This is a genomic window from Cryobacterium sp. MDB1-18-1, assembly GCF_004402735.1.
GTDB classification, from domain to species: domain Bacteria; phylum Actinomycetota; class Actinomycetes; order Actinomycetales; family Microbacteriaceae; genus Cryobacterium; species Cryobacterium glucosi.
On sequence record NZ_SOFR01000018.1, the window covers coordinates 115,267 to 127,060 of the forward strand.

Consider the following 11,794-nt stretch of genomic DNA (forward strand, 5'->3'; position numbering starts at 1 on the left):
CCGTGCCGATGCCACCGATTCCGGACGCCCTCGCCCGCAGGGCGCACGAACTCACCGAACGCCGCGAGCCGTTCGTCCGCGCCACCGTCGTACGCGCCCAGCGTCCGACGAGCGCGCACGCCGGCGACACCGCCGTTGTGGATGCCGCCGGACGGATCGACGGGTTCGTCGGCGGTGCCTGCGTCGAGGCATCCGTTCGGTACTACGGGCTCAGGCAACTCGCCGCACGCGAGCCCGTCCTGCTCCGGGTCGTGCCAGGGGACCCGTCCGGCGTGGCGGAGGACGGCGCTGTCGAGGTGCGGAACCCGTGCCTCAGCGGGGGCGCTGTCGAGATCTTCCTCGAGCCGTGGCATCCGGCACCGCGGGTCATCGTCGTCGGCGCGACACCGGTCGCGCGGGCCCTCGCCACGATCGGGGTCGACCTCGGCTTCGACGTCGAGCTCACCGAGACGATCGGCGCCCCCGGCACGGCCACGTCACCGCGCCGGGACGACGCCGCACTCATCGTCGCGTCCCACGGCCGGGAAGAGGAACCCGCCCTCGAGGCAGCCCTCCGCGTGGGGGTGCCCTATGTCGCGCTCGTCGCGAGCCCCACCCGGGGCGCCGCAGTGCTCGCCTCCCTCAACGTCGACGCCGAGCAACGCGCCAGGGTGTTCAACCCTGCGGGACTCGACCTCGGCGGCCGGACCCCCGGCGAGATCGCGGTGTCGGTCTTCGCGCAACTCGTCGCCGAACGTTTCAGGCTCCGGTCGGCAGGGCTCGCCGGGGCTGCCGGGGCCCTGCCGCTCGCGGTGTCCCCCGGGGAGGCCGACGCGATGTTGGAGCCTCCGAGCGCCATCGATCCGGTCTGCGGGATGACGGTTGCCGCCCTGCCCACGAGCCTGCACTACGAGCACGCGGGGACAACACACTACTTCTGCTCCCCCGGCTGTCGCGCGGCCTTCGTCGCAGATCCAGAGCGCTTCGCCCTCACGAAGACCCACGTCCACACCTCGACCGTGGAGCACTGACCATGGCACCGAGCGTTGAGGGAATCCCCTCGAGCCCGGCCAGGGGCGGGGCGACGTCCGCTGTCCGGGCACTGGTCCCTGACGTGCCTGCACTGCAGGCTGCGCTCGCCGCGGAGGACTACCTCGCAGACGAAGGCCTCGCTACGGCCCTCTTCCTCGCGGTACGCCTGCCGCAGCCGATCCTGCTCGAGGGCGAACCGGGTGTCGGCAAGACCGAGGCGGCCAAGGCGCTCGCGAGGGCTCTCGACACGCCCCTGTTCCGGCTCCAGTGTTACGAGGGCATCGACGCGGGCGAGGCCCTCTACGAGTGGAACTACCCGCGCCAGCTCCTCGCGATCCGGCTCGCGGAGGCCAGCGGATCAGGGATCGACGAGGATGCGCTCTTCGGGCCGGAGTACCTGCTGCGACGCCCCCTCCTGCAGACCATCGAACACCCCGGTCCCCGGCCCGCCGTGCTACTGCTCGACGAGATCGACCGTGCGGACGCCGAGTTCGAAGCCTTCACCCTCGAACTCCTCGCCGAGGCCGCCGTGACGATCCCCGAGCTCGGCACGATCAGGGCCGCGGTGCCGCCGATCGTGATCCTGACTTCGAACCGCACCCGCGACCTGCACGACGCCCTCACCCGGCGGTGTCTGTACCACTGGATCGACTACCCGAGCCCGGAACGGATCGCCGAGATCGTGCGCCGCCGGGTGCCCGGCAGTACCGAACGCCTCGCCCTCGACGCCGCGACCGCGATCACCCGGTTGCGCTCCCTCGACCTCGTCAAACCACCCGGCATCGCCGAGGCCATCGACTGGGCGGCTGCGCTCGCCGTTCTCGGCGCCGACCGTCTTGATCCGCAGTACGTCGCCCAGACCTGGGGGTCCCTGATCAAGAACAGGGACGACCTCGATCTCGCGCTCGCGCGCGGGGCCGACTGGATGGCCGGGAGCTGACATGGCAGAGATGACCGAGCGCGCACCGGCGGATGCCGCCCCGCGGGTTGAACCGGCCGCATTCGCCGCGGGGTTCGTCACCGCGCTCCGCCGCGCGGGCCTGCCCGTTTCGGTCGACGGGGCTGCCCGGCTCGCGGACGCGGTCCAGGTGGTGCCGCCGACCCGTCGCTCGGCACTCTATTGGACGTGCCGCATCGTGCTCCTCTCGTCGAGAGACCAGCTGCCGGTGTTCGACGCGGTCTTCTCTGCCGTCTTCGACGGCCTGCTCGACCCGGCGGACCAGCGCGGTGACCCGAACGCGCCGCCGGCCATCGGCTCGGAGGCCAGGACCCGCCCGGCGCCACACGACGACCTCGCCGCAAGGCGGCAGGAACCGCGCGAAGGACCAGAGACCCGGGCTCCGACGCCTGCTCCCGCAGCAGGGCCCTCAGATCCGGGCGCCGTCGAACGCGAGACGATCCTGATGCTCGCCTCGCTCGAACGCCGCCTGCACGACACCTCGTTTTCGCTCCTGAGCGCTGAGGAGACAGAGCAGGTTCGGAACCTCGTGCGCCGGATCTCGCTCTCGACCCCGCTTCGGCGCAGCAGGCGGGTTCGGCCGACCCGAGCGGAGGGTGCCCGGCTCGACCTGAGGCGCACCGTCCGGGCCGCACACCGCACCGGCGAGGAGCCGATCCTTCTGGTCTCCTCCCGCCGCAGGGAACAACCGCGCAGGCTCGTCCTGCTCTGCGATGTGTCGGCGTCGATGGAACCGTACACCCGGGTGTTCCTCACCCTGCTCCAGGGCGCCGTTGCGGGCGCGCACGCGGAGGCCTTCGTCTTCTCGACCGGGCTGACCCGGCTGACCCGCCAACTCGCCGTCCGGGATGCGGACGCCGCGCTCGCGAACGCCGCGGCGAGCTCCTCGGACTGGGCCGGCGGCACCCGGCTCGGCGACAGCATCCGCCGGTTCATCGACGACCACGGTCGGCGCGGACTGGCCAGGGGCGCTGTGATCGTGGTGCTCTCCGACGGTTGGGCCCTCGACGACCCCGCTTTCGTTGCCGACCAGATGGCCCGTCTGCGCCGCCTCGCGTACCGGATCGTCTGGGTCAACCCGCGTACGGTCGCTCCCGGATTCCAGCCGCTCGTCGGAGGGATGAACGCCGCCCTGCCCTACATCGACGCCATCGTGAGCGGCCACAGTTACGCGGCGCTCGGCGAACTCGCCGACCTTATCCGCGCAGAACGGCTCGACCCCCGCACTCGTCCCGGCACCGCATCCAGCGCCGATCCCCGTACCCGACCCCACCCGACGACCAGAGGACATGACCATGCAGCTTGACAGCACCTTTTCCGTCACCGCGCCGATCGAGGAGGTCTGGGCGACCCTGATGGACTTCGAACGTGTCGCCGGTTGCGTACCGGGAGCGCAGATCCTGAACCGTCTCTCCGACGACGCCTATCAGGTCGGCATGAAGGTGAAGCTCGGACCGGTGGCAATGCAGTACAAAGGAATGATGAACGTGATCGAGCGGGATGCAGACGCCCACCGGGCGGTCTTCGAGGGGCGCGCCCAGGAGGCGCGCGGCCAGGGCACCGCGCAGGGCACGGCGACGCTCGTGCTCACCGAGGCGGACGGGACGACCCACGGCACCGTGAACGCCGACGTCGATCTCTCCGGGAAGGTCGCCGTGATGGGCAAGAGCATCATCGGCAGTGTCACCGACCAGATGATGGCGCTTTTCGCCGAGAACCTCCAGGCGATGCTGAGCGAGGTCCCCGCGGCGGCGGACACCGTGCCTGCGAACGCAGTGCCGGCAAACACTGTGCCTGCGAACACCGTGCCCGTGAACGCCGAGCCGGGCGCGACGGCACCGATCGGCATCGTGCACCCGGCGGATGTTCCCGCCCGGCCGGTTCCCAGGACTCCGCCGCCTCCGGCCGCCGGATCGAGCCTCGACGCCTTCAGCTTCGCCAGGGCGATGATCATGGAGCGCCTCAGCAACCCGGCCACGCTCCTCGGCCTGCTCGCCGTCGTCGGCTTCGTCGGCTACCGGCTCGGCCGGCACGGTGCAGCCCGCTCGGCCGCAGACATCCGCCAGGGGCGCCGACCGTGAGACTCCGCAATGCGTGACGTCATCGAAGAACTGGTTCCCGCCTGGGAACGCGGGCGGACGGCGGCGCTCGCCACGGTCGTACGCACGTTCCACTCCGCGCCCCGGCCCGCAGGAGCATCGATGCTCGTCACGAGCGACGGCGCCGTCGTCGGCTCGGTATCGGGAGGCTGCGTCGAGGGCGCCGTCTACGAACTCGCGCAGGAGGTGATCTGCACCGGACGGCCGGCCCTCGTGCGCTACGGCATCAGCGACGACGACGCCTTCGCGGTCGGCCTGACCTGCGGCGGCATCCTCGACGTCTTCGTCGAACCGGTCTCCCGCGAGACCTTCGCGGAGCTCGACACAGTCCTGCGCGACCTCGCGACGTCCGTTCCGGTCGGTATCGTGACCGTCATCGAGCACCCCGACCCCCGCATCCTCGGCCGTCACCTCATCGTGCGCGGCGACGGGGTGACCGGAGACCTCGGTTCCGAACGGCTCACCCACGTCGTGGGCGACGATGCCCGCGGCCTCCTGGCGGCGGGACGCACCTCGACGATCGGCTACGGGCCGGACGGAGAACGCGACGGCGCTGAACTACGCGTCTTCGTCACGAGCTTCGCCCCGCGGCCACGGATGCTCGTGTTCGGCGCTGTCGACTTCGCCGCGGCCCTGACCCGGCTGGCCGACTTCCTCGGGTACCGGGTCACCGTGTGCGATGCCCGCGCCGTGTTCGCGACTCCTGCACGGTTCCCCGGAGCCGACGAGGTCGTCGTGGCCTGGCCGCACCGCTACTTCGCCGAGCAGAATGCCGCCGGCCTCCTCGACGCGCGCACCGTCGTCTGCGTGCTCACCCACGATCCGAAGTTCGACGTCCCTCTCCTCGAGCTGGCCCTCTCCGACGACAACCTCGCCTATGTCGGCGCCATGGGTTCCCTGCGCACCCACGACGACCGCCTGGACCGGCTGCGCGCGGCAGCCGTGCCCGAGGTCGCACTGGCGCGGCTGCACAGCCCGATCGGCCTCGATCTCGGCGCCCGCACGCCGGAGGAGACCGCGGTCTCGATCATGGCCGAGGTCATCTCCGGAATGTGGGGTGGCACCGGTGAACCGCTCGGCGACCGCCGGACACCGATCCACCACGACCTGGCCGCCCACGACATCGTCGACGTGCGCGACGAGGATGACGCCCGAAAGCTCGTGTGACCATGGACCAGACTCCGGGCCGTGCAGTTCGTCCCGAGATCCCCGCGAGCGTTCCGAGTCCGATCCGCACGAAGGCAGCATATGGGCCCCTGGGCCGGTGGCTCCTGGCCAACCGGGTGCAACCGGTGGGTCTCGAGAGCGCAGAGGGGACGGCATCCACCCACCCCTGGTGGCAGGTGATGTGCCTCACCGGCGTCGACTACTTCTCGACCCTCTCCTACCTGCCCGGTATCGCAGCGCTCGCCGCCGGCGCGCTCTCACCCGTTGCGACCCTGCTCATCGTCGCGCTCACCCTCCTCGGCATGCTGCCGATGTATCGCCGCGTCGCGAAGGAGAGCCCGCACGGGCAAGGGTCCGTCGCGATGCTCGAGCGGCTGCTGCCGTTCTGGCGCGGCAAGATATTCGTGCTCATCCTGCTCGGCTTCGTCGCGACCAGCTGGATCATCACGATCACGCTGTCCTCGGCGGATGCGACGGTGCACATCCTTGAGAACCCGTTTGCGCCGAGCTTCCTCGCGGGCCAGGCCGTGCCGATCACGGTCGTGCTGCTGCTCATCCTCGGCGGAGTCTTCCTGCTCGGTTTCAGCGAGGCCGTCTCCGTCGCCATTCCCCTCGTCGCGGTGTATCTGCTGCTCAATGGAGTCGTGATCGGCGTCGGACTCCACGACGCCTTCACCGAACCCGGGGTGATCGCGAACTGGACGGACGCACTCACCGCACGGGGAAGCGGTTTCGGCGATATCCTCGGGCCCGCCGTGATCGCGTTCCCGCTCCTCGTCCTCGGTCTCTCGGGTTTCGAGACCGGGGTCAGCATGATGCCGCTCGTCGCCGCGGACGGCAGGAGCCCCGAGGAACGACTCGCCTCGCGGATCCGCAACACCCGCAGGCTCCTCACGACCGCGGCCCTCATCATGAGCATCTACCTGCTCTCGAGCAGCTTCGTGACGACCGTGCTCATCCCACCGGCCGAGTTCGAGGCGGGCGGCGCGGCGAGCGGGCGCGCGCTCGCCTTCCTCGCCCACGAGCGCGTCGGCGAGGTCTTCGGGACCGTCTATGACGTGAGCAGCATCCTGATCCTCTGGTTCGCGGGTGCGTCCGCGATGGCCGGACTGATCAATATCGTGCCGCGGTATCTGCCGTCGTACGGAATGGCGCCGGACTGGAGCCGCGCCATCCGCCCGGTCGTACTCGTGTACACCGGGGTGAGTGTGTTGATCACGATCGGTTTCCGGGCGGATGTGAACGCGCAGGCCGGCGCGTACGCGACCGGGATCCTCGCCATGATGGTGTCCGGCGCCGTCGCCGTGACCATCTCTGCCGTCCGCCGCAGGCAACGCCGCGCGAGCATCGGCTTCAGTGTCCTGTCGCTCGCGCTCCTCTACGCCCTCGGCGCGAACATCGTCGAGAAACCGGACGGGATCACGATTTCAGTGTTCTTCATCGCGGCGATCATCGCCGTGTCCCTGATCTCACGCGTGACACGGACGACCGAGCTCCGGGTGGACAGCGTCGAATTCGACGGGATGGCCCGGCAGTTCGTCGCCGATTCCCTCGTCTATGACGGCGCCCTGAACATCATCGCGAACAAGCCCCAGAGCGGCGACCGCGCCGAGTACGCGGCGAAGGAGGCCGACCAGCGTGGGATGAATCCGGTTCCCGGAACCGCGGACGTGCTCTTCCTCGAGATCGAGGTCATCGACCCCTCCGGCTTCAGCAAGATCGTGCACGTCCGGGGAGTTGAGATCGAAGGCTACCGGGTGCTGCGCGCGCAGAGCCCGGCGGCGCCGAACGCCATCGCTGCGATCCTGCTCGCCCTGCGGGATGCCTCCGGGGTACGCCCGCACGTCTACTTCGAATGGTCGGAGGGGAACCCGCTCTTCCATCTGATGCGCTACCTCCTGCTCGGCCAGGGCGACACCGCCCCCGTCGTGCGGGAGATCATGCGCGAGGTCGAACCCGACCCGCTCCGCCGTCCGGGCACCCACGTCGGCGGCGGCTGAGGGGTTCGCCGTCGACTAGGTGGCGGCGAGGATGTCGATCAGGCTGATGTCGGGGTCCCTCACGAGCAGGGTCGGACCATGTTCGGCGAGCGCTGCCGGGATGGCCCCCGTGAGGTGTGCCTGGCGATCCTCCTCGGTGTCGAAGGTATCGAAGATGCCGAACGTATCGTCATTGACCCGGAAGGCGTACCAGGTCCGGGTGCCCGGCTCGGCGGCCGCCAGTGCCTGTGCACCGGCGAGGAAATCCGCGACGGCCTGTTCCTGCCCGGCCCGGGCCTCAACGACAGCCAGCACACCGTATTTGAGCGTCATCGCATTCTCCTCTGTACGTCGGCCCGCCTGGGCGGCGGTCCCGTCGTGAGCATAGGAAGAGACGCCCGAACCGGCAAGGGGGCACCCGTCAGGAGTCAGTGTGTGAAGCCCGGATGCTGCCCCTCGACGGGCATCGGACCTTCGAGCCGGTCGAGATACGCCGTCTCCTCCTCGATCACTGTGAGCAGGCGCGCAGCGAGGTCCATGCTGAGCCCATTCCGTACGACGATCCGCTGGACGGTCATCTCGGACAGGTTGTCGGGCATCCAGTACGCGGGAACGAGCCAGCCGTGGGAGCGCAGCCGGTCCGACAGGTGGAAGAGGTTCCAGTTCCGGGTGTGGCCGGGGGTGAGGCGCCAGGCGAAGACCGGGATGTCCGACCCGTCATTCCACAGTGTGAAGGCACCGATCTTCTCGATGCCGCGCGCGAGGTACCGCGCAACGTCCTGGGCGGACTGCTGCACGGCACGGTAGCCGTCGAATCCGAGCCGAAGGAAGAGGTAGTACTGCAGGAGCACCTGCGCGCCGGGACGCGAGAAGTTGAGCGCGAACGTGGGCATGCTCCCGCCGAGGTAGCTGACATGGAAGACCAGGTCCTCTGGCAGTGAATCCTTCGACCGCCAGACGATCCAGCCCAGTCCCGGGTAGACAAGGCCGTACTTGTGCGCGGAGGTGTTGATCGAGTGCACCCGTACCAATCGGAAGTCCCACTCGAGCTCCGGCTGCAGGAAGGGTGCGATCATCCCGCCGGAGGCCGCGTCAACATGGATGGGAACGGACACTCCGGTTCGCGCCTCGATCTCGTCGAGGGCGGCGCTGATCGCCGCGACCGGCTCATAGACCCCGGTGTACGTCACACCCATGATCGCCACGACGCCGATGGTATTTTCGTCGACGTAGCTCGCCAGGTCGTGCCCGTCCAGGCTCGGATGCTCTTCGCTGATGGGCACGAATCGAGGCTCGACGTCCCAGTAGTTGCAGAATTTCTCCCAGCACACCTGTACCGCGGAACTCATCACGAGGTTCGGCTGCGCGGTCGGCTTCCCGGCCGCTCGCCTGGCCTGCTGCCAGCGGCGTTTCAGGGCGAGTCCGCCGAGCATGCAGGCCTCCGAGGAGCCGATCGTCGACGTGCCGATGGTCTCCATCGGCTCGGGCGCGTGCCAGAGGCCGGCGATCATCCGCCAGCAATACTCCTCGATCGCGGCGGTCTGCGGATATTCGTCCTTGTCGACGATGTTCTTGTCGAAGGACTCCGCGTAGAGCCGCCCGGCGTGCTCGTCCATCCAGGTTCCGACGAACGTGGCGAGGTTCAGCCGGGCGTTTCCATCGAGCATGATCTCGTCGTGGATGATCTGGTATGCCGTCTCCGGTTCCATCGGGCCCGCGCCGAGGACGTACCGCGGCGCAACGCTGTCCTCCCCCGGGCGAGAGAAGAGTGGGTTGATCTCGAAGAACTCCGGATTGAACTCTGGGTCGGCCTGCATGTGGTCCATGCTGCCGCACTCACCGCGCATCACGCTCGACCTCCCGGCTGCGTATTCACTGAGAGTCATTGCTCAGGACTATTCACCGATATATCTTTAAGCCATCGCCGATCCTCTCGACCGTCGACCACCCGCTTCCCGATTGGACACCACCATGCACAACGATTTTCGCGAACCCCATACCCACGACTCCGGCGACCGGCACGAGCGCCGCGGCTTCGGCCGGGGCGCCGGGCCCGGTTTCGGAGCCGGTTTCGGCCCGGGTTTCGGCCCGGGCTTCGGCGGCTTCGGCCCGCGCGGCTTCATGCCGCCGGGTGCCCAGCGCAAGCTCAAGGGGGATGTCCGCCTCGCCATCCTCTCGCTGCTCTCCGAAGCGCCCTTCAACGGCTACGGACTGATCAAGGAGATCACCGAGCGCTCGGGAGGCACATGGCGCCCGAGCCCCGGATCGGTGTACCCGACGCTGCAGCAGCTCGTCGACGAGGGCCTCATCGCCCCGACCGGTGACGGCACCGGCACCGAATTCCAGCTCAGCGAGCCCGGCCGCGCCTACGTCACCGAGAACGCGGACGCCCTTGCCCGCGTCTGGGACAGTTCGACGGCACGCGTCGAAGCCGAAGCGAATCTCCACGAGAGCGTCGCCAAGCTCATGGGCGTCATCCACCAACTCCGCTTCGCCGCGACCCCGGAGCAGCGCGCGAAGGCCGTCACCCAGATCGACGACCTCCGACGTTCCCTCTACGGAATCCTCGCCGACTGACGGCAAGGTCCCTGCCGGCAGTGGTTGGTGGCGACAGGGTTCAGTCGAGGTGCTCCGCGGCCGCGGCCCGGATCGCCTCGTAAATCGTCGCGAGGACGGGCGTGTGCAGCGTCCACTGCTGCCAGTAGAGCACCACATCGATGTGCCGGCCCGGCGCGAGATCGACGAGCACACCGTCGGCCTCGCCGCTGAGGATCTGCTGGTTGGGCACCATGCCCCAGCCCAGCCCGAGGCGGACGGCCTCCGCGAAGTCCGCGGACCCCGGGATCGAGTGCCGGGGAGGCGTGAGCGGCCGACGGCTCCGCCCCCGGAGGAAGCGGTCCTGCAGGTCGTCCTTGGCGTCGAACACGACCATGGGCGCGCGGGACAGCGCATCCGCTGTGGGCCCCGCGGCGAACCATCGAGCGGCGAAGCGCGGGTGCGCCATCGGCCGGTAACGCATGCTGCCGAGCCGGGTGACGGAGCAACCGTGCACCGGACGCGCGTCGGTCGTGATCGCGGCCATCACCGTTCCCGCGCGCAGCAGTTCGGCCGAGTGATCCTCGTCCTCACGGCGTACGTCGAAGGTGATCGAGTCGGGCAGGCCGGCGAGTGCCGGAAGCACCCAGGTCGCGAGCGAGTCGCTGTTGACGGCGAGCGGAACGCCCGCGCGCGCTTCCGACTCCGACCCGGAGACGACGTCCTGGACGAGAGCGTCGATCTGCCGGGCCAGCCTCAGGTACGGCAGGCCGGCATCCGTGATCTCTGTCGGTTTCGTCCGCCGCACCAGCACCCGGCCCGCGGAGGTCTCGAGGGCCTTGATCCGCTGGCTGACCGCGGACGGCGTGATGTGCAGGGTCGCGGCGGCGAGGTCGAAGGAGCCACAATCGATCGTCGCCGCGAGGGCCCTGAGCTGCGCATTGTCAATCGTCATGATTAGCCAGACTAATGCCTGCTAAGAAAGTTTCGTTGTACTCATCCTTCGCCGCCGAGGTACGGTCGGAGAATGATCCTCACCACCCTCGCCGGCCTCGGCTTCGGCCTGTCCCTCATCGTTGCGATCGGCGCCCAGAACGCCTACGTGCTGCGGCAGGGACTGCGCCGGGAACATGTGCTCGCCGTGGTGATCGTCTGCGCAGCCTCCGACGCGGTCCTGATCCTGGTCGGTGTCGCCGGATTCGGGGCGCTGATCCGCACGGTGCCGTGGTTGCTCGTCGTGGTCCGCATCGTCGGTGCCGCATTCCTGCTCGGCTACGCGGCGCTCGCCGCACGTCGGGCCGTTCTCCCTCGGCCGCTCGACACCTCGGTCGTCGGCACTGCCGCGAGCCTCACCCAGGTCCTCGCGACGACCGCGGCGCTCACCTGGCTCAACCCGCACGTCTACCTCGACACCGTTGTCTTCCTTGGCTCCGTCGCCGCCGCCCACGGCGACGAACGCTGGTACTTCGGTCTCGGGGCGGTGCTCGGCAGTGTCATCTGGTTCACAGCGCTCGGTTTCGGCGCCCGGCTGCTGCGCCCGGTCTTCGGCCGGCCGGTGTCGTGGCGGATTCTCGACATCGGAATCGCGGTGATCATGACCGTGATCGCGGTGAGCCTGCTGCTCGGGATCGGAACCTGAGTCCCGGATCGGAGTGTACCGGGCCTCATCGGCTTCACATCGGGCCCCAAGGCAACCGATAGGAACCGAACCTACGGTCGGTTCATGTCGAGGAAAGGACCCACCATGATCGCCGCCGCACTTCAGTCCCGTTCGCCCAGCGACGTCCAGGTGCGCGCGCTCTCGAGACGGGAGTGGCGGGTCAGCGACTCCCGGATCGCGAAGGACAACGCGCTGAGCGTGATCGGCTTCATCGCCAGGAACCGCGACGGCTACGAGGTCATCGAATTCGGCACCCCGGTCGCCCGGATGGTCCGGCCGGACCTCGCGAGTGCAATCTCCTGCTTCGTGAGTGAGGCCCCGCCCGCATAGGCCGACACCTCGCTCAGCGGCCACAGCAGCCTCGAAAGCGCGACAGGATAGGGAG

12 protein-coding genes are annotated in these 11,794 nt (G+C 69.1%); 9 read left to right on the plus strand and 3 right to left on the minus strand.

The features are described from left to right. The first annotated feature begins 8 nt into the window (after positions 1-8). From E3O50_RS04855 to E3O50_RS04880, 6 genes are read left to right on the plus strand one after another with little or no spacing between them, the layout of a single operon-like run. On the plus strand, positions 9-1,010 hold the full coding sequence (locus E3O50_RS04855; RefSeq protein ID WP_134446458.1) for an XdhC family protein: 1,002 nt from the start codon (positions 9-11) through the stop codon (positions 1,008-1,010). 2 nt (positions 1,011-1,012) lie between these two features. Further along, a complete protein-coding gene (locus tag E3O50_RS04860) occupies positions 1,013-1,951 on the plus strand; it encodes a MoxR family ATPase (RefSeq protein ID WP_134558439.1) in 939 nt (312 codons plus the stop codon). 1 nt (position 1,952) lies between these two features. Further along, positions 1,953-3,275, plus strand: a complete 1,323-nt coding sequence (locus tag E3O50_RS04865) for a VWA domain-containing protein (RefSeq protein ID WP_241975259.1) — start codon at positions 1,953-1,955, stop codon at positions 3,273-3,275. Beyond that, positions 3,265-4,050: an SRPBCC family protein gene (locus E3O50_RS04870; protein ID WP_134558440.1), complete on the plus strand. Its 786-nt coding sequence runs from the start codon at positions 3,265-3,267 to the stop codon at positions 4,048-4,050. Before E3O50_RS04865 ends, E3O50_RS04870 begins: the two co-directional genes overlap by 11 nt. Before the next feature lie 9 nt (positions 4,051-4,059). After that, on the plus strand, positions 4,060-5,235 hold the full coding sequence (locus E3O50_RS04875) for an XdhC/CoxI family protein (protein WP_134558441.1): 1,176 nt from the start codon (positions 4,060-4,062) through the stop codon (positions 5,233-5,235). A 2-nt stretch (positions 5,236-5,237) separates the two neighbouring features. Beyond that, positions 5,238-7,235, plus strand: coding sequence for an APC family permease (locus E3O50_RS04880; RefSeq protein WP_134558442.1), 1,998 nt, complete (start codon positions 5,238-5,240; stop codon positions 7,233-7,235). Positions 7,236-7,250: 15 nt separating this feature from the next. Here E3O50_RS04880 and E3O50_RS04885 read toward each other — a convergent pair whose 3' ends face one another. Then, entirely contained in the window at positions 7,251-7,547 is a 297-nt protein-coding gene (locus E3O50_RS04885) for an antibiotic biosynthesis monooxygenase (protein WP_134446454.1), read from the minus strand. A gap of 95 nt (positions 7,548-7,642) precedes the next feature. After that, entirely contained in the window at positions 7,643-9,031 is a 1,389-nt protein-coding gene (locus E3O50_RS04890) for a glutamate decarboxylase (RefSeq protein ID WP_134558484.1), read from the minus strand. Positions 9,032-9,185: 154 nt separating this feature from the next. Here E3O50_RS04890 and E3O50_RS04895 point away from each other — a divergent pair, with 154 nt between their 5' ends. Beyond that, the gene (locus E3O50_RS04895) at positions 9,186-9,791 is read left to right on the plus strand and encodes a PadR family transcriptional regulator (RefSeq protein ID WP_134558443.1); all 606 of its coding nucleotides are present in this window, start codon (positions 9,186-9,188) and stop codon (positions 9,789-9,791) included. Positions 9,792-9,831: 40 nt separating this feature from the next. On the opposite strand, the gene E3O50_RS04900 is transcribed toward E3O50_RS04895, so the two are convergent. Further along, positions 9,832-10,704, minus strand: a complete 873-nt coding sequence (locus tag E3O50_RS04900) for a LysR family transcriptional regulator ArgP (RefSeq protein ID WP_174774582.1) — start codon at positions 10,702-10,704, stop codon at positions 9,832-9,834. A 72-nt stretch (positions 10,705-10,776) separates the two neighbouring features. Here E3O50_RS04900 and E3O50_RS04905 point away from each other — a divergent pair, with 72 nt between their 5' ends. Next, positions 10,777-11,388 (plus strand): LysE/ArgO family amino acid transporter, encoded by a 612-nt coding sequence (locus E3O50_RS04905; protein WP_134558445.1) that lies wholly within the window; start codon positions 10,777-10,779, stop codon positions 11,386-11,388. A gap of 84 nt (positions 11,389-11,472) precedes the next feature. Further along, complete coding sequence (locus tag E3O50_RS04910; protein WP_134446450.1) at positions 11,473-11,739, plus strand: hypothetical protein; 267 nt, start codon at positions 11,473-11,475, stop codon at positions 11,737-11,739. Positions 11,740-11,794: the final 55 nt, after the last annotated feature.

Bases quoted from the DNA above. Each gene is read 5' to 3' on its own strand.
- E3O50_RS04855 (WP_134446458.1), top strand. From the start codon at position 9: ATGCCACCGATTCCGGACGCCCTCGCCCGCAGGGCGCACGAACTCACC.
- E3O50_RS04860 (WP_134558439.1), top strand. From the start codon at position 1,013: ATGGCACCGAGCGTTGAGGGAATCCCCTCGAGCCCGGCCAGGGGCGGG.
- E3O50_RS04865 (WP_241975259.1), top strand. From the start codon at position 1,953: ATGGCAGAGATGACCGAGCGCGCACCGGCGGATGCCGCCCCGCGGGTT.
- E3O50_RS04870 (WP_134558440.1), top strand. From the start codon at position 3,265: ATGCAGCTTGACAGCACCTTTTCCGTCACCGCGCCGATCGAGGAGGTC.
- E3O50_RS04875 (WP_134558441.1), top strand. From the start codon at position 4,060: ATGCGTGACGTCATCGAAGAACTGGTTCCCGCCTGGGAACGCGGGCGG.
- E3O50_RS04880 (WP_134558442.1), top strand. From the start codon at position 5,238: ATGGACCAGACTCCGGGCCGTGCAGTTCGTCCCGAGATCCCCGCGAGC.
- E3O50_RS04885 (WP_134446454.1), bottom strand. From the start codon at position 7,547: ATGACGCTCAAATACGGTGTGCTGGCTGTCGTTGAGGCCCGGGCCGGG.
- E3O50_RS04890 (WP_134558484.1), bottom strand. From the start codon at position 9,031: ATGCAGGCCGACCCAGAGTTCAATCCGGAGTTCTTCGAGATCAACCCA.
- E3O50_RS04895 (WP_134558443.1), top strand. From the start codon at position 9,186: ATGCACAACGATTTTCGCGAACCCCATACCCACGACTCCGGCGACCGG.
- E3O50_RS04900 (WP_174774582.1), bottom strand. From the start codon at position 10,704: ATGACGATTGACAATGCGCAGCTCAGGGCCCTCGCGGCGACGATCGAT.
- E3O50_RS04905 (WP_134558445.1), top strand. From the start codon at position 10,777: ATGATCCTCACCACCCTCGCCGGCCTCGGCTTCGGCCTGTCCCTCATC.
- E3O50_RS04910 (WP_134446450.1), top strand. From the start codon at position 11,473: ATGTCGAGGAAAGGACCCACCATGATCGCCGCCGCACTTCAGTCCCGT.